The 17238-nt window shown below is 69.2% G+C and carries 15 protein-coding genes and 1 riboswitch; of the genes, 10 read left to right on the forward strand and 5 right to left on the reverse strand.

Features of this window, described 5'->3' with window-relative positions; genetic code table 11:
• Positions 1 to 20 precede the first annotated feature (20 nt).
• Entirely contained in the window at positions 21 to 572 is a 552-nt protein-coding gene (locus ACFWV3_RS39210) for a helix-turn-helix transcriptional regulator (protein ID WP_382419000.1), read from the reverse strand.
• 54 nt (positions 573 to 626) lie between these two features.
• On the opposite strand from ACFWV3_RS39210, the gene metG reads away from it, so the two are divergent.
• The 9 genes from metG to ACFWV3_RS39255 all read left to right on the forward strand — a co-directional run bounded on the left by metG (position 627) and on the right by ACFWV3_RS39255 (position 12082).
• Positions 627 to 2420: a methionine--tRNA ligase gene (gene metG / locus ACFWV3_RS39215; protein WP_382419001.1), complete on the forward strand. Its 1794-nt coding sequence runs from the start codon at positions 627 to 629 to the stop codon at positions 2418 to 2420.
• 26 nt (positions 2421 to 2446) lie between these two features.
• A complete protein-coding gene (locus ACFWV3_RS39220) occupies positions 2447 to 3241 on the forward strand; it encodes a TatD family hydrolase (RefSeq protein ID WP_382419002.1) in 795 nt (264 codons plus the stop codon).
• Positions 3242 to 3543: 302 nt separating this feature from the next.
• Positions 3544 to 4953, forward strand: coding sequence for a transglycosylase family protein (locus tag ACFWV3_RS39225; RefSeq protein WP_382419003.1), 1410 nt, complete (start codon positions 3544 to 3546; stop codon positions 4951 to 4953).
• A 515-nt stretch (positions 4954 to 5468) separates the two neighbouring features.
• Positions 5469 to 6305, forward strand: coding sequence for a 16S rRNA (adenine(1518)-N(6)/adenine(1519)-N(6))-dimethyltransferase RsmA (rsmA, locus tag ACFWV3_RS39230; RefSeq protein WP_382419004.1), 837 nt, complete (start codon positions 5469 to 5471; stop codon positions 6303 to 6305).
• Between the two features lie 88 nt (positions 6306 to 6393).
• Positions 6394 to 6487: riboswitch (SAM riboswitch) on the forward strand.
• Between the two features lie 224 nt (positions 6488 to 6711).
• A complete protein-coding gene (locus ACFWV3_RS39235) occupies positions 6712 to 7710 on the forward strand; it encodes a methionine ABC transporter ATP-binding protein (protein WP_382419005.1) in 999 nt (332 codons plus the stop codon).
• Positions 7711 to 7733: 23 nt separating this feature from the next.
• Complete coding sequence (locus ACFWV3_RS39240) at positions 7734 to 8390, forward strand: methionine ABC transporter permease (protein WP_382419006.1); 657 nt, start codon at positions 7734 to 7736, stop codon at positions 8388 to 8390.
• A gap of 29 nt (positions 8391 to 8419) precedes the next feature.
• Positions 8420 to 9208 (forward strand): MetQ/NlpA family ABC transporter substrate-binding protein, encoded by a 789-nt coding sequence (locus tag ACFWV3_RS39245; RefSeq protein ID WP_382419007.1) that lies wholly within the window; start codon positions 8420 to 8422, stop codon positions 9206 to 9208.
• A 57-nt stretch (positions 9209 to 9265) separates the two neighbouring features.
• The gene (locus tag ACFWV3_RS39250) at positions 9266 to 10228 is read left to right on the forward strand and encodes a 4-(cytidine 5'-diphospho)-2-C-methyl-D-erythritol kinase (protein ID WP_382419008.1); all 963 of its coding nucleotides are present in this window, start codon (positions 9266 to 9268) and stop codon (positions 10226 to 10228) included.
• An 81-nt stretch (positions 10229 to 10309) separates the two neighbouring features.
• On the forward strand, positions 10310 to 12082 hold the full coding sequence (locus ACFWV3_RS39255) for an ABC-F family ATP-binding cassette domain-containing protein (protein WP_382419009.1): 1773 nt from the start codon (positions 10310 to 10312) through the stop codon (positions 12080 to 12082).
• A 19-nt stretch (positions 12083 to 12101) separates the two neighbouring features.
• Here ACFWV3_RS39255 and ACFWV3_RS39260 read toward each other — a convergent pair whose 3' ends face one another.
• Positions 12102 to 13394, reverse strand: a complete 1293-nt coding sequence (locus ACFWV3_RS39260; protein WP_382419010.1) for a DivIVA domain-containing protein — start codon at positions 13392 to 13394, stop codon at positions 12102 to 12104.
• A 100-nt stretch (positions 13395 to 13494) separates the two neighbouring features.
• On the opposite strand from ACFWV3_RS39260, the gene ACFWV3_RS39265 reads away from it, so the two are divergent.
• Positions 13495 to 15108: a fatty acyl-AMP ligase gene (locus tag ACFWV3_RS39265; RefSeq protein WP_382419011.1), complete on the forward strand. Its 1614-nt coding sequence runs from the start codon at positions 13495 to 13497 to the stop codon at positions 15106 to 15108.
• On the opposite strand, the gene pth is transcribed toward ACFWV3_RS39265, so the two are convergent.
• From pth to ACFWV3_RS39280, 3 genes are all read right to left on the reverse strand, one after another.
• Entirely contained in the window at positions 15105 to 15668 is a 564-nt protein-coding gene (gene pth, locus ACFWV3_RS39270) for an aminoacyl-tRNA hydrolase (RefSeq protein WP_382419012.1), read from the reverse strand. The genes ACFWV3_RS39265 and pth overlap by 4 nt on opposite strands.
• Positions 15658 to 16164, reverse strand: coding sequence for a DivIVA domain-containing protein (locus tag ACFWV3_RS39275; protein WP_382419013.1), 507 nt, complete (start codon positions 16162 to 16164; stop codon positions 15658 to 15660). The genes pth and ACFWV3_RS39275 overlap by 11 nt, the downstream gene beginning before the upstream one ends.
• A 62-nt stretch (positions 16165 to 16226) precedes the next feature.
• On the reverse strand, positions 16227 to 16832 hold the full coding sequence (locus ACFWV3_RS39280; RefSeq protein ID WP_382419014.1) for a 50S ribosomal protein L25/general stress protein Ctc: 606 nt from the start codon (positions 16830 to 16832) through the stop codon (positions 16227 to 16229).
• Between the last annotated feature and the right edge of the window lie 406 nt (positions 16833 to 17238).

Genomic DNA, 17238 nt, shown 5'->3' on the forward strand with positions numbered 1-17238 from the left:
CGGGAACTAATCAAGTTTGACTAGTCGTGCAGGTCGTACTCGCCCGCCTCGAGTCGGTCGATCAGCTCCCGAGTCCACCGGACCTGGCCTTCGAGGTGGACGAGCCACAGTCGAAACAGCTCGCTGACGTGCGCGGGCTTGCCCATCTCCGGCATCGACGAGATGCCGTGCCTGGTGGGGGCGAGCTGGCCTTCGAGGCCCGCGAGGCGGTTCTTCAGCATCACGACCGCCTGCGAGCGGGGGACGAGGTTGAGCATCGCCACGGCGGCGGACACCTCGTCGTTGCCGGCGGACGCGTCGGCCAGGGCGTGGGCGAGCCGGTCCTGGAGCTCGCGCTCGCCGAGTGCGGTGATCTTGTAGGTCGTGCGCGCCGGACCTTCCGCGGACTCGGTGCCCACGGGTTCCAGCAGGCCGTCCTTGGCCAGCGACTTCAGCGCGTGGTAGATCGAGCCCGGCTGCACGTTCGCCCAGCTGTCCGCCGACCACGACTTCAGCTCGCGGCGCACCACGTAGCCGTGCGCCTCGCCGACGAGCTTGACCACACCGAGCACCAACATCCTGGTCGCGGACAAACAGACCTCCCACTCGGTGAAAACCGCCTGGCACCGCCTCCGTAGGCTATGTGCATGAGTGCCTCCGTACTGACCGCGGTGGCCTGGCCTTATGCCAACGGCCCCAGGCACATCGGTCACGTCTCCGGTTTCGGTGTCCCGTCCGACGTCTTCTCCCGCTACATGCGAATGTCCGGACACCGGGTGCTCATGGTCAGCGGCACGGACGAGCACGGCACGCCCATCCAGGTGCAGGCCGAGAAGGAGGGCCTGACGGCCCGCGAGCTCGCCGACAAGTACAACCGCGTCATCGCCTCCGACCTGCAGGGCCTCGGCCTGTCCTACGACCTCTTCACCCGCACCACCACCGGCAACCACTACCAGGTGGTGCAGGACCTGTTCTCCGCGCTGTGGAAGAACGGCTACGTCATCCCCAAGGTCGAGATGGGCGCGATCAGCCCGTCGACCGGCAGGACCCTGCCCGACCGCTTCATCGAGGGCACCTGCCCGATCTGCGGGTACGACGGCGCGCGCGGCGACCAGTGCGACAACTGCGGCAACCAGCTCGACCCGATCGACCTGAAGAACCCGCGTTCGCGGATCAACGGGGAGACGCCGAAGTTCGTCGAGACCGAGCACCTGTTCCTCGACCTGCCCTCGTTCATCGAGTCGCTGGGCTCGTGGATGGGGACGCGGTCCGAGTGGCGTCCCAACGTGCTCAAGTTCTCGCAGAACCTGATCAAGGACCTGCGCCCGCGCGCCATCACCCGCGACCTCGACTGGGGTGTGCCGATCCCGCTCGACGGGTGGAGTGACCAGCCGATGAAGCGGTTCTACGTGTGGTTCGACGCGGTCATCGGCTACCTGAGCGCCTCGGTCGAGTGGGCGCGGCGGTCCGGGAACGACGACGCCTGGAAGGAGTTCTGGACGGGTGACGCCCAGGGCTACTACTTCATGGGCAAGGACAACATCGTCTTCCACTCGCTGATCTGGCCGTCGCTGCTGCTCGGGCAGAACGGTGCCGGCGACAAGGGCGGCGAGCCCGGCCGGTTCGGCACGCTGAACCTGCCGACCGAGGTCGTGTCGTCGGAGTACCTGACGATGAGCGGCTCGAAGTTCTCCACGTCGCGCGGCACCGTGATCTACGTCGGCGACTTCCTGAAGGAGTTCGGGCCGGACGCGCTGCGGTACTTCATCTCCGTCGCGGGCCCGGAGAACCAGGACACCGACTTCACCTGGGAGGAGTTCGTCCGCCGCACGAACTTCGAGCTGGCGAACGAGTGGGGCAACCTGGTCAACCGCTCGATCTCGATGGCGCACAAGAACGTGGGCACGATCCCGAAGGCGACCTCGCTGACGGACGCGGACCACGAGCTGCTGCGCCAGTCCAGGGCGGCCTTCGACACGGTCGGCGCGCACCTGCGCCGGTCGCGGTTCAAGCAGGCCTCCGGCGAGGCGATGCGGGTCATCTCGGCGGCGAACAAGTACCTGTCGGACCAGGAGCCCTGGAAGCTCAAGGACGACCCGGACCGCCGCGACTCGGTGCTGCACACCGCGCTGCAGGTCGTGCAGGACGCGAACACGCTGATGACGCCGTTCCTGCCGCACTCGGCCCAGCAGGTGCACGAGGCGCTGGGCGGCACGGGCGTGTGGGCCGCGCAGCCGCAGATGAACGAGGTCACCGACCTCGACGTGCCGGAGCGCTCGTACCCGGTGCTGACCGGTGACTACGCGGGCGAGCAGGCGAAGTGGGAGTCGACGCCGATCGAGGTCGGCCGTCCGCTCCAGAAGCCCTCGCCGCTCTTCGCGAAGCTCGACCCGAAGCTGGGCGAGACCGGGCCCGAGTGGGCCCCGATCGTCACCGGCTAGTGGCGGACAAGCGGGAACGACCACCGGTGCCGGAAGCCCTTCCGGCACCGGTGGTCGACGCCCACACCCACCTCGACGCGTGCGGGGCCTCCTCTCCCGAGGAGGTCGCGGTGCTGCTCGACCGGGCCAACGCCGCCGGCGTCTCGCACGTCGTCACCGTGGCGGACGACCTCGCGGCGGCTCGGTGGGCCGCCGAGGCGTCCACCTGGGACCAGCGGGTCTACGCGGCGGTCGCCGTGCACCCGACGCGCACGTCGTCGTTCGGCGACGCGGAGAAGGCCGAACTGGAGCGGTTGGCCGTGCAGCCCCGCGTGGTGGCGATCGGCGAGACCGGTCTGGACTACTACTGGGACTACTCGCCGCCGGCCGCCCAGCACGAGGCTTTCCGTTGGCACATCGACCTTTCCAAGCGCGTCGGGAAGCCGTTGATGATCCACGACAGGGACGCGCACGAGGACATCCTCAAGATCCTCGACGCCGAGGGCGCACCGTCCACTGTGGTCTTCCACTGCTTCTCGGGCGACGCGGACTTCGCCCGGCGGTGCGTCGACGCGGGGTACGTGCTCTCGTTCGCGGGCCCGGTGACGTTCAAGAACGCCCGAGCGCTGCGGGAGGCGGCCCAGCTGGTGCCGCAAGATCAGCTGCTGGTCGAGACGGACGCACCGTTCCTGACGCCTCATCCGTTCCGGGGGCGCCCGAACGAACCCTATTGTGTGAATTACACAGTTCGGGATCTGGCGACGCTCCGTGGCGAAGATCTTTCTGAACTCTGCTCCGCCGTCACCCGTAATGCTCAACGAGTGTTCGGGCTCGGCTACTGAGATGCGACTTGAGACGAACGGAGCAAGGGGTTGCTACCCCCATGGGGTGACTGACGTCACAACATTGGCGGGGGTGTTTGCGCAACGTCGGCTACCCCGTTACTGTCCCGTGACCGTGCCACCTGAGCCGAGGTTGTCGGTTCGGAGCACGCCCGCAGTCGGGGCGGGACCGAAGCCAGAAGTGCGAAGAAGCGAGACCACGTAGGAGGAGTTGCCGGGAATTTCGAGTTCCAACTCGAATGATCTTGTCAACGCCAACTGTGCGGTGGCCTCGGAGCTTCCGCAATGGAGGTATCGATCCAGTGTCTGGAAGCGACAGAACTGCCGCTCCGTACGACTTCAACGACGACACCGACTGGTTCACGCCGGTCGGGCAGACGTCGGTGAGCGTCATCGACCCCCACCCGAGCTTTCCCGCCGGTGCGCTGACCATCACGCCCGCGGACGTGCTCGAGGTGCTCGGCCCGGACGCGGACGACCTGCTCGCCACGGCCAACGTCGACGTCGACGAGCTGATCCGTCTCATCAACGCCGAGACGACGATCATGCCGCCCCTCGTCCTCCCGACGGAGGAAGAGGAGAAGCAGGACCCGCAGCTGCTCGTCACGGCCGTCTCCTCGTGGAAGCGCCGCTTCCTCAAGGGCGCGGTGGCCGCGATCCTCGTCTCGATCTCCGGCGGCGGCGTGACCGCCATGGCGATGGACAAGTCGCTGACCGTCGAGGTCGACGGCGCCCTGCAGACCGTCCACTCCTACGAGGGCACGGTCGGCGAGGTCCTGGCGGAGGAAGGCATCGTCGTCGGTGAGCACGACGCCCTGTCCCCGTCGCTGAACACCCCGATCTCCGACGGCGGCAAGATCAGCCTCGACCGGGGCCGCTTGCTGAAGATGAGCGTCGACGGCCAGGCCCGCGAGGACTGGGTCCGCTCGGTCACCGTCGAGGAAGCCGCGAAGCAGATGGGCGTCCCCCTCGAGGGCGCCTGGATGTCGGCCCCCGGCGGCCAGGACGTCCCGCTCGACGGCATGAGCGTCGAGGTCAAGACCCTCAAGAGCGTCAAGCTCTTCGACGGCGCCAACCCGGTCCGCGAGGTCAAGACCACCGCCCTCACGGTCGACGAGCTCCTCAAGGGCGAGAACCTCACCCTCGGCCCGGAGGACGCGATCCAGTCCGGCGCCGACGTGCGCCTGGCCACCGGCGCCGAGGTCTACATCTCCCGCACCGGCGTCACGGTCATCAACGTGAACGAGCCGGTCGCCCCGCCGGTCGAGAAGACCAACGACCCGAACATGAACGCGGGCGAGCAGAAGGTCACCGAACCGGGCGAAGCCGGCGAGCAGACCTCGCAGTACCGCGTGACGGTGAAGAACGGCAAGGAGATCAGCCGCGAGAAGATCGGCGGCAAGGTCACCAAGGAGCCGAAGCCCAAGAAGATCACCGTGGGCACCAAGCCCCTCCCCGACGGCGCGGTCTGGGACCGCCTCGCCGGCTGCGAGGCAGGCGGCAACTGGGCCATCAACACCGGCAACGGCTACTACGGCGGCCTCCAGTTCAACGCGAGCACCTGGGCCGCCTACGGAGGCACCGCCTACGCGGCCCTCCCGCACCAGGCCACCCGCGAACAGCAGATCGCCATCGCCACGAAGCTGCGCGACGGCCGCGGCGGCACGTACTCGGCCTGGCCGGGCTGCCGCGCGAAGCTGGGCCTGCCGTAAACCGCACCACCCCTTCCCGATCCCCAGACGAAGGCCGCCCGTGCACCACGGGCGGCCTTCGTCGTGCCTGGAGGGGGAGGGGCGCAGCCAACGGCGAAGCCGAGGCCCCAGCCAATGCCGAAGGCGAGGCGAAACAACCCCCGCACTCCCAACCGCGATGCCGAAGGCGAGCCGTCTTCCCTTACGCCGCCGGGTAGCGGTGAACCCACTCGTGGTTAGGCGATTGGGGCTTGACTTTGGGTGCGAGGTGCTACCACTTGTGGATCGGCCGGTTGCGAAGCATCCGGCCTTTTCCGGCCGAACCAGCGCCTCGCAAGGGACCCGAAGTCAAGCCCCAATCGCAATCGTCGCGGAGCGGCGATGTACCCAGTCTTTCGTCCGAGGTGCACGACCACGCTGGAACAGGCACCAGACCGCACTGGCGACCACGCTGGAACAGGCACGGAACCGCCACAGGCGACCACGCTGGAACACGGAACCAGCCAACCGCGACCACGCTGGAACCCGGTGCGAGAATGCAGGACGTGAGCCTGCTGGGACCCGCCGAAGTCCGCCGTCTAGCCAACGAGCTGGACATCCGCCCAACCAAAAAACTGGGCCAGAACTTCGTCCACGACCCCAACACGGTCCGCAAGATCGTCGCATCCGCCAACCTCACCGATGAGGACGTAGTCCTCGAGGTAGGCCCAGGCCTGGGCTCCCTGACCCTCGCCCTGCTCCCAGCAGCCAGCCAAGTGGTAGCGGTGGAAATCGACCCACCCCTGGCAAACAGGCTCCCCCGAACAGTCCAGGAACACGACCCGGACAACGCGAACAAGCTCCACGTCGTCCTCAAGGACGCCATGAAAGTCACCCAAGAAGACCTGCCGGTGCAACCCACGGCGATCGTCGCCAACCTCCCGTACAACGTCGCCGTCCCGGTGGTCCTCCACCTCCTGCACGAGCTCCCCACCCTCCACAAAGGCCTCGTCATGGTCCAGGCGGAGGTGGCCGACAGGATGGCCGCGAAGCCGGGCAACAAGATCTACGGCGTCCCGAGCGTGAAGCTCGCCTGGTACGCCGAAGCGCGAAAAGCGGGCGCCATCGGCAAGAACGTCTTCTGGCCCGCTCCGAACGTGGACAGCGGCCTGGTCTCGTTCACCAGACACGAAAAGCCACTGTCCACGGTGGACAAGGGCAAGCTCTTCAAGATCGTCGACGCCGCCTTCGCCCAGCGCCGCAAGACCCTCAGGGCCGCGCTGAAGGGCACCACCGAGAACGTCGACGAGCTGCTCCAGAAGGCGGGCATCGATCCCCGGCAAAGGGGCGAACAGCTCAGCGTGATCGACTTCATCCGGATCGCCGAGGTCTAGGCCGGGGATCCTTCGGCCAACAGTGTGATCTGTCGAACGAATCGGAATCTGGCTTGCGCAACCGAACGTCCGTCCGGTTGACTGCTACTTGCCATCCGGAGCGACTGAGAGACCTGGCTCTACGACGTCGCAGCAACCACCCGCTGGATGCGGGCAGGTGCTAACGCCAGGACCGATGGAGGATCACCATGGGTACCACGCGAATGCTGACGCGCCGTCGAGTCGTCGACCAGTGCCGTCGCACCGCTTCTGCATGTCGTCGCCACCTCGTCTAAGGCGCCTTCTCACAGTCCTTTGACGCGGCCCTCCCGAAGCACGAGGGGCGCACACACCTGAGCAGAAACTTCGACCGCGCACGCCCGTACCAGCCGGGCGAGGTGCCGTCGCGCGCAGCCGTGGAGCAGAAGTGATCACTGTCGAAAACCTCACCAAGTCCTTCCAGGGTGTCAGCGCCCTGAACGGCGTGACCCTCGACGTCGAGGCGGGCTCCGTGCTCGGCGTCGTCGGCCCGAGCGGGGCCGGCAAGTCGACGCTCGCCCGCTGCGTCGCGCTGCTCGAGCGTCCCGACTCGGGTGCGATCCGCGTCGACGGCACCGACATCACGAGCCTCGACGGAAGCGCGCTCCGCGCTGCCCGCCGGCAGATCGGCGTTGTGCCGCAAGGGGATTCGCTCCTCCGGCAGCGCACGGCGGCCGGCAACATCGCCCTGCCGCTGGAGAGCGCGGGCGTGCCGGGGCCGCAGCGCCGCACCCGTGTGGGCGAGCTGCTCGACCTCGTCGGGCTGACCGACAAGGCCGCCGCCTACCCCGACCAGCTGTCCGGCGGGCAGCGCCAGCGCATCGCCGTGGCGCGTGCCCTCGCCGCCAACCCGTCCGTGCTCCTCGCCGACGAGCCCACCAGCGCCCTGGACCCCGAGACCACCGGCTCCGTGCTGACCGTGCTCGACCGTGCGCGCGCCGAGCTCGGTGTGACCGTCCTCGTCGTCACGCACGACATGGGCGTGGTCCGGAAGATCTGCGACGACGTCGCGGTGCTGGAGCAGGGTCGCGTCGTGGAGCACGGCAAGGTCCTCGACCTGGTCAACAGCCCCACGAGCCGCACGAGCTCCGCGCTGCTGCCCGCCGTCGACCTGAACCCGATCAACGAGACCGCCTACGACCGGGTCGCCGACGTGGTGCTCGTCGGGTTCGCCGCGGTCGGCGCGCTGCTGCCGGAGGCGGCCCACCGGTTCGGCGTGGAGCTGAACATCGTCGGTGGTGGCCTCACCCGGCTGGGCGAGACGCCCGTCGCGCGCTTCCGCCTCGGCCTGAACGGCGAGCGCTCCGACTCCGCTCTCGAGTGGATCGGCGAGGCCGGCGGTGCGGTGCAGAGGTCCCTGAAGGGGCCGCAGGGAGTAGCTGCGTGAGGTCTGCAACACCCTGGTCCGACGTGATCTCGTATCTCGTCGAGGCCACCGGAGAAACGCTGTACATGGTCGGCGTCTCCACGATCATCGCAACACTGCTGGGCGTTCCCGTGGGTGTTTGGCTGCAGCTCACCGCCAAGGGCGGGCTGCGGCCGAACGCCGCGGTGCACAGGATCCTGAGCTTCGTCACCGACCTGGGCCGCTCGATGCCGTTCATCGTGCTGCTCGTGGCGCTCACGTCGGTCACCCGCCTGATCGTCGGCGGCTCCATCGGCAGCACGGCGGTCATCGTGCCGCTGGCCGTGGGAGCGATCCCGTTCGTCGGGCGGCTCGTGCAGAACATCCTGTCCGAGGTGCACGTGACCGTGGTCGAGGCCGCGATCACCACCGGCGCCTCGACGCTGAGGATCGTCAGGAGCGTGCTGATCCGCGAGTCGCTGCCCGCGCTGATCAACGCCATCGGCGTTACCGTGATCGCCCTCATCGGGTACTCGGCGATGGCCGGCGTGATCGGCGGCGGTGGCCTCGGCGACCTCGCCATCCGCGAGGGCTACCAGCGCTTCAACGACCGGATCCTGTGGAGCACCGTGGCGTGGCTCGCCGTGCTCACGACCGTGATCCAGCTCGGTTTCACCCGTGCCGCCCGTGCGTCCGACCGGCGCCGGCACGCCTCCGTCTGAACCAGTAGAAAATTCTCAAAAGGAACATCATGCGTATTAAGGCTGCCCTGATCGCGGTCGCTTTGACTGTTTTGTCCGCCTGCTCGTCCGGCTCCAGCGCGTCCGACACGCTCAAGGTCGGCGTCTCGCCCGTCCCGCACGCCCAGATCCTGAAGTACGTGGCCGACAACCTCGCCGCGCAGAAGGGTCTGAAGATCGAGGTCGTCGAGTTCACCGACTACGTGCAGCCCAACACGGCGCTGGTCGACGGCTCGCTGGACGCCAACTACTTCCAGACCGTCCCGTACCTGGCGACGTTCACGAAGGAGAGCGGCGCGAAGGTCGAGTGGGTCGCGCCCGTCCACGTCGAGCCGCTGGGCCTGTACTCGAAGAAGTACAAGAAGCTCGACGAGCTGCCGTCGGGTGCCAAGGTCGCCGTGGCCAACGACGCCACGAACGAGGCCCGCGGCCTGAAGCTGCTGGAGGCGAACGGCCTCATCAAGCTCAAGCCGGTCGACCAGCCGACCGTCCGGGACCTCGCGGAGAACCCGAAGGGCCTCCAGTTCGTGCCCCTTGAGGCCGCTCAGCTGCCGCGTTCGCTGGAGGACACCGACGCGTCGGTCATCAACGGCAACTACGCCATCGACGCCGGTCTCAAGCCCGCCACCGACTCGCTCGCGCTGGAGAAGGCCGAGGGCAACCCGAACGCGAACGGCCTGGTCACGCGCACCGAGCTCAAGGACGACAAGCGCGTGAAGGACCTCGCGGAGCTGCTCGGCTCGCAGCAGGTGAAGGACTACATCAAGCAGACGTACAACGGCTCGGTCATCCCGGTCTGACGGTGACGATGGCCGGGGGAGGAGTCCGGGACCCGAGAACGCCCGTAGGCTGACGTGGTGCTCGCAGTCGTTCCTCCCCCGGTCACAGTTCGCGTCCCGGCCAAGGTCAACCTGCACCTGGCCGTGGGTGACGTGCGCCCGGACGGTTACCACGACCTGGTGACGGTCTTCCAGGCGCTTTCGCTGGTCGACGAGGTCACCGTCGCGGTCGCCGACGAGCCCGGCGTCGAGGTGTACGGAGAGGGCGCCGACCAGGTGCCCACCGGAGCCTCCAACCTCGCCTGGCGCGCCGTCCAGCTGCTCGCGGCGCACGTCGGCAAGGACGCGGACGACCCGAAGGTCCGCGTCGTCATCCGCAAGGCCATCCCGGTCGCGGGCGGCATGGCGGGCGGCAGTGCCGACGCGGCGGCGGCGCTGGTCGGCCTGTCGTCGTTGTGGCGGCTCGACATCAGCCGCGACGAGCTGGCCGAGCTGGCCGGCAAGCTCGGTGCCGACGTCCCGTTCGCCCTCTACGGCGCCACCGCTCTCGGCACGGGCCGCGGCGAGCGGATCGTGCCCGTGCTCGGCCGCCACCAGTTCCACTGGGTCATCGCGTTCGACCGGCGCGGTCTGTCCACTCCGGACGTCTTCGACGAGCTGGACCGCCTGCGCGCCGAGGGCGACCCGCCCCGCGTCGGCCCGGTCGAGGCGGTGCTGGAGGGGCTGTCGTCCGGCGACCCGCGCCAGCTCGCGCTGCTGCTGGGCAACGACCTGCAGGCCGCCGCCGTCTCGCTGCGCCCGAACCTGCGCCGCACGCTGCGGGCGGGTGTCGACGCCGGCGCGCTGGCCGGCATCGTGTCCGGGTCCGGGCCCACGACGGCGTTCCTGTGCGAGGACGGCGACACGGCGGTCCGCGTGGCCGCCGAGCTGGCCGGTGCCGGCGTGTGCCGCACCGTCCGGGTCGCGCACGGGCCGGTGCCCGGTGCGCGCGTGATCACGACCGAAGAGCCCAAGCCCACCCCACCCGAGGTGCACGCGTAACAGCGTCGGCTGGCGAACAGCGCCTTCGGGTCCGGTAGGTAGCCTCGTGCGGGGCATTTTCTTCTGAGTCGTGAGGTTTCGATGGCCAACCTGGTCAACCTGGAGTCCGTGTCGAAGTCGTTCGGCGTCGGTCCGCTGCTCGACGGCGTGTCGCTCGGCGTCAACGAGGGCGACCGGATCGGTGTCGTCGGCCTGAACGGCGGCGGCAAGACGACGCTGCTCGAGGTGCTGGCCGGGCTGGAACCCGCCGACGACGGCCGGGTGTCGCGCTCGCGCGGGCTGCGGATGGCCGTCGTGACGCAGCGGACCGAGCTGCCGCATGGCTCCACCGTGCGCAACGCCGTGATCGACCCGCTCGGGTTCGAGTCCGAGCACGAGTGGGCGGCCGACGCCCGCGTGCGGTCCATTTTGGACGGACTCGGCATCACCGCGCTGGGCCTCGACTCCGTCGTCTCCACGATGTCCGGTGGCGAGCGGCGCCGCGTCGCGCTGGCCGCCGCGCTGATCCAGGACCTCGAGCTGCTCGTGCTCGACGAGCCGACGAACCACCTGGACGTCGAAGGCGTGCGGTGGCTCGCGGAACACCTGTTGTCCCGCAGGAGCGCGCTCGTCGTCGTCACCCACGACCGGTGGTTCCTCGACACGGTCTGCAACCGCACGTGGGAAGTCGTGAAGGGCAAGGTCGAGCAGTACGAGGGCGGGTACGCCGACTGGATCTACGCGCGCGCCGAGCGGCAGCGCCTCGCCGACACGCTCGAGGAGAAGCGGCAGAACCTGGCGCGCAAGGAGCTCGCGTGGCTGCGCCGCGGCGCGCCCGCGCGGACCTCGAAGCCGCGCTACCGGATCGAGGCGGCGGAGGCGTTGATCGCGGACGTGCCCCCGTTGCGCGACAAGGTGGAGCTGCTCGCGTTCGCCAAGAAGCGCCTGGGGCGCACGGTGATCGAGCTCGAGGACGTCACACTGTCCATTCCGGACCGCGTGCTGGTGCGCGACCTGACGTGGCGCATCGGGCCCGGTGAGCGGATCGGTCTGGTCGGCGTCAACGGCTCCGGCAAGACGACGTTGCTGCGCCTGCTGGCGGGGGAGCGCGAGACCGAGACGGGCAAGCGGATCCAGGGCGCGACGGTCAAGATCGCCCACCTGTCGCAGGAGCTGCTCGACCTCGACGGGTCGATGCGCGTGCTGGAGGCGATCGAGGAGGTCGCCCGCCGCGTCGTGCTCGGCAAGTACGAGATGTCGGCCTCGCAGCTGGGCGAGCGGTTCGGGTTCTCGTCGCAGAAGCAGTGGACGCCCGTGTCGGACCTGTCCGGCGGTGAGCGGCGGCGGTTGCAGCTGTGTCGGCTGCTGATGGCCGAGCCGAACGTGCTGCTGCTCGACGAGCCGACGAACGACCTCGACATCGACACGTTGCAGCAGCTGGAAGACCTGCTCGACTCGTGGGCCGGCACGCTCGTCGTGATCTCGCACGACCGGTACCTCGTCGAGCGCGTCTGCGACAAGGTCGTGGCGCTCTTCGGCGACGGCGGCCTGACCGACCTGCCCGGCGGCATCGAGGAGTACCTCAAGCGCCGCGACTCCCTGCGCGACAGGGAAAGCGCCGCTGCCGCCCCGGCCGCCGACAAAGCGCCCTCCAACGCCGCCGACCAGCGCGCCGCCCGCAAGGAGCTGGCGCGGCTGGAACGGCGGCTCGAGGTGCTGCACAAGAAGGAGGCCGAGCTGCACGCCGCGCTGGCCGAGGCCGCGACCGACCCCGACCGGCTGCTGAAGCTCGACGCCGAGCTCCGCGGCGTGCTGGCCGAGGAGTCCGACGTCGAGGCGGCGTGGATGGTCGCGGCGGAGGTCGTGGAGGGCTGAGCGCCGCTCGCGGTGCGGGCTACTTGCCCCGGCGGCGGAGCTCGTTCGCCAGCTGGGGCAGCAGCTCGTCGATGAACGACGTGTCGTAGCCCTGGCCGGAGAGCAGCGCGTAGCTGAAGCGCGCCTTCATGACCTCCTCGGAGGTCGCCCCCAGCATGCCGTCGAGCGCGACGCCGATCTCCTCGAGCATCCGGTCGACCTGCGCGGTGCGGTAGCCGCGCTGACCGGCCGGCGCCTGCGGGATCCGCAGCTGGCGCAGGTCCTTCCAGGACTTCACCGGGGGCATGCTGCGCATCGGGCCGGAGAGCTGCTGCTCGATCTGGCCCAGGAACGCGTCCACCTCGGTCTCGTCGTACCCGCGTCGTCCGATGAGCGGACGGGAGAACCGGACGTCGCGGACGTCCTTGCCGGTCAGGTTGTCCTGGCCGAGGAGCGTGGCCTCGATGCGGTCCAGGAACGCGTCCACCTGGGACTCCTGGTAGCCGCGGCGGCCGCGGGGAGGGCGGTGGAACGCGACGTTGCGGATGTCGGCGGCTGTGAGCTTCGGAGAGTCGACGGACGCTGGCGCGGCCGGTCTCTGCACGGGAGCCTGCTGCTGGGGGCGCTGCGGCGGTTGTGGACGCCTCTGCTGGGGTCCCTGTTGCTGACGCGGCAGCTGGGTCGTCACGGGAGGCGCCTTGGGCGGCGGTGGCGCCGTCTCGAACATCAGGACCACGAGGTCGAGGAACGTGTCCACGTCCTCCTGGTCGTACCCGAACGTTCCGGGGGCCGACTCGCCGAACACGGCGTCCTGGACCTGCCCGGCCGTCAGGTTGTCCCTGCCGCGCAGGGTGGCCTCGATCCGGTCGAGGAACGCGTCGATCTGGCCTTCGTGGTACCCGCGGGTCCCCGGTCTGGGCTTGTGGAAGCGCACGGCGGCGACGTCGTCGGGGGAGAGTCTGACCGCGGGTCTCATCGCCTGCGACGTGGCGTGCGCACCCTGCGCCGGCGCCGAGGCCTGCTGCCGTTGCGGAGTGGACCGCAACGTGTCGGCCACGAGCTCCATGAAGACGTTGACCTCGTTGACGTCGTAACCGGGGTCGCGGGACGCCGAGCTGAACTTCACGTTCAGCACGTCCTCGCGCGTCAGGATGTCCCTGCTGCGCATGGTCGCCTCGACGCGGTCGAGGAACGAGTCCACCTCCGCCGCGTCGTACCCGCGCTGACCCCTCGGGGGCCGGTGGAACGCGACCAGGGCCACGTCCTGAGCGGACAGCAGAGGTGCCGGATGCGCGGGAAGGGAATGCTGCGCTCCGGGGCCGCCCCGATCCACCAATGACCTCCTCCTGCGTACCTGTACTGGGGAGTATCGCGTTTCGCGTGGCACAACGTTTCGCCCTGATGGACCAAACGGCGCCACTACGATCGCGAACATGAGTCAGTTCGTGGATGTGATGCTGGCGACGGCCTCCAACGGCGGGGACAGGGGAATGACGACGGGTGAACCCGCCGCGCCCGTCCGCCGGACCTGGGCCGAGGTGCACGAACGCGCCCGGCGGATGGCCGGTGCGCTCGACGTGGCGCCGGGCACCGCGATCGCCGTGCTCGCCGCCGAACCAGCCGTGATCGCCCCCGCCGTGCAGGCCGCATGGCTGTGTGGTGGCAGCGTCACGATGTTGCATCAACCCACACCACGCACCGACCTGGCCGAGTGGGCCGAGGACACGCTGCGGGTGCTCGCCATGATCGACTCGCGCCTGGTCCTGCTCGGCAGCCCTTTCGACGCCCTGGCTCCCGTGCTGGACCAGCACGGAATCCCCTACCGCAAGCTGTCTGAGCTAGACGCGGAGCCGATCGCTGCTCCTGTTCCCACCCCCGAGGATGCCACGGCTCTGCTGCAGTTGACGAGTGGGTCCACCGCGGATCCGAAAGCGGTGCGCATCACACACCGCAATCTGATGGCGAACGCGAACGGAATGAAGATCGCGGCGGCGCTGGACCCCTCGTCCGACGTGATGGTGTCGTGGCTGCCGTTGTTCCACGACATGGGGATGGTCGGCTTCCTGACCGTGCCGATGCTGTTCGGGCTGGAACTGGTGAAGGTCACGCCTGTCGACTTCCTGTCGCGCCCGACGTTGTGGGCCGACCTGATCACCAGGTACCGAGGCACCATCACCGCCGCGCCGAACTTCGCGTACGCGATCGTGGCGCGCAGGCTGGCTTCCTCGTCCGACTCGTTCGACCTGTCGTCAATGCGACTGGCGTTGAACGGAGCCGAACCGATCGACCCCGCCGCGGTGGAGTCCTTCGTTTCGGCCGGGGCTCGTTTCGGATTGCGCCCGGAGTCCATCTTGGCCGCCTATGGAATGGCGGAGACCACTCTCGGTGTGGCTTTCGCGCCTTTGTTCACCGGTTTGTCGGTGGACGTCGTGGACGCCGACGCCGTCGAGGCCGACAAACGCGCTGTTCCCGCCGAGAAGGGGAGGGCTTTCCCGCTGCTCGGGCCGCCGCTGCCGGGGCTGGAGCTGCGGGTGGTGTCGGACTTCGGCGACGTGCTGGGCGTGCGGGACGTCGGCGAGCTCCAGATCCGGGGCGAGGCCGTCACGCCGGGGTACCTCACCGTGGACGGTCCACTGGCCACTCAGGACGCCGAGGGCTGGCTGTCCACAGGAGACCTCGGGTACCTGGTGGAGGACGGTCAGGTCGTCGTCTGCGGGCGGCGCAAGGACGTCATCATCATGGGCGGGCGGAACATCTACCCGACCGACGTGGAGCGTGCCGCGTGCTCGGTGGAGGGCGTGCGGGCCGGCAACGCCGTCGCCGTGCGGCTGGACGCGGGGACTCAGCGCGAACGGTTCGCCGTGGTGCTGGAGTCGAAGCTCGCCGGCGATGACGCCGCGGAGAAGGACCTGGTCAAGCAGGTGACGGCGCGGGTCGTCGACGCCGTCGGGTTGCGGCCGTTCGCCGTGGTGGTGCAGCCGCCGGGGACGTTGCCGAAGACGCCGTCGGGCAAGTTGCGCCGGTCCGCGGCGGCCGCGCTGGTCTAGTGGAACGCGTTCTGCGCGGCTTCGAGGCCCTTGGTGACGAGGGCCTCGGCCGCGTCCGCCGCCCGGTCGATCTCCAACGCGAGCTGCTTGCGCTCCACGGTGGAGAAGTCCTTCAGGACGTAGTCGGCCGGGTCCTGGCGGCCTGACGGGCGGTCCACGCCGAAGCGCAGGCGGTGGTAGTCCTTGGTGCCCAGGGACTTCGTGATCGAGCGGAGTCCGTTGTGGCCGTTGTCGCCGCCGCCGAGCTTCATCCGCAGCTGGGCGAACGGCAGGTCCAGCTCGTCGTGGACCACGAGAACCGTGGTGGGCTTGAAGAACTTCACGGCGCTCGCGACCGGGCCGCCGGAGAGGTTCATGAAGCTGCGGGGCTTGGCGAGGACGACGCGGTGGCCGGACAGGCGGCCCTCGACGACCTCGGCGCCCGACTTGTGGGCCTTGAACTTGCCGCTCATGCGCGCGGCCAGCTCGTCGAGGACCAGGAAGCCGATGTTGTGGCGGTTGCCCTCGTACTTCGGGCCTGGGTTGCCCAGCCCGACGACGAGGGCGAGGTCAGCGTCCACGGAACCGCAACTCCTGCTCGAGATCGTCCAGCAACGTGTCGACGGCCTGCACCTGGTAGCCCTTGCCCAGCAGGCCGGACGTGGTGCTGAACCGGGTGTTGCGGACCTCGGTGGAGGTCATGGCGCCCCGGCCGTCCAGGTTGGCCGCGGCGCGCACCACGAAGGCGTCGACTTCGGCGCGATCGTAGCCGGTGCCGGACTTCGGCAGCTTGCGCCCGCGCAGGTCCTCGCCGGTGTTCAGGCCCGTGGGCGGCACGATGCCGTTGCGGACCTGGAACTCCAGCAGGTGCAGGACGCCGTCGACGCTCAACGGGTCGTAGCCGTTCGGGACCGTGGCGAACCGGACGGTGCGCACGTGGTCCGGGTTCAGGCGGAGCCGGCCGGCCAGCGCGTCGGCGATGATCAGCAGGAACTCGTTCACCTGACCGGGGTCGTAGCCCTGGCGCTTGCGGCGGAACGTCTTCGACCTCACGTCGGTCGGGCTCAGGTACTGCAACGGCGCGCCTCCCCCCTCGTGAGGGGGTGGCGCGCCGTCTGTGCGGCCCGACGTGATGGGGCTCAGCTCTCCTCGGTGGCCTCAGGCGCCTCTTCGGCAGCCTCGTCGCCCTCGAGCTGCGCCGCGGACGGCGCCTCGTTCACGGCGATGATGAGGGCCTCGGCGTCCGTGACCAGCGTGGTGCCCTTCGGCAGCTCGAGGTCGCCGGCGTGGATCTGGGTGCCGGCCTCCTTGCCCTCGATCGAGAGCTCGACCTGCTCGGGGATGTTCAGGGCGTCGGCCTCCACGCTGATGGTGGTGGCGTCCTGGGTGACGAGCGTGCCGGAGGCGGCCTCACCGGTCACGACGACCGGGATGTCGACGGTGACCTTCTCGCCCCGCTGGACGAGGAGCAGGTCGACGTGCTCGATGTAGTTCTTGATCGGGTGGGTGGTGACGGTCTTGGTGAGCGCCAGCTCGTTCCCGCCGTCGAAGGCGAGGGTGAGGACGGCGTTCTGACCGTGCTCGCGGACGACACGGGCGAACTCGAGCGCCGGCAGGGCCAGGTGCTTCGGGTCGGAACCGTGGCCGTAGAGCACCGCGGGGATCTTGCCGGCGCGACGGGTACGGCGGGCGGCGCCCTTGCCGAATTCGGTGCGCTGCTCAGCGGCGAGACGGACCTCGGACACGGTGGGGTACTCCTTACAAGTCTGGCCTTGTACGTCGGGGCGGTGCACAAGTGTGTTCGCGGGTGAGGCTTGGTGGTGGCCTGCGGCGGCGAGCAGCGCGGAAACGGTCAACACGCGCGGCATCAAGCCACCGCGTCGATCACGTTGAGCTGGGGAGCTCGCCCTCGCCGAGGCAACCCGACCAGTGTAGGTGAGCGGGTGGGGTGGGGGCCAATCGGGGGTAGGTGGGGTGGGGTTCGGGGTGTTTTGGGTGGTGAGGAGAGGTGGTCGGCGTGCGGGTGCCGTACGAGTCGCGACCTTGCGGTTGGTCACCTTGCGGGCGGCGAGACTGCGGTGCGTGCTTTCCCTCAGGGGCTCTGCCCCCGAACCCCCGGCAATCTGATCGGGGGCTACCGCGCCCTCGGCG

Source organism: Lentzea sp. NPDC059081, assembly GCF_042738015.1.
Lineage (GTDB): Bacteria > Actinomycetota > Actinomycetes > Mycobacteriales > Pseudonocardiaceae > Lentzea.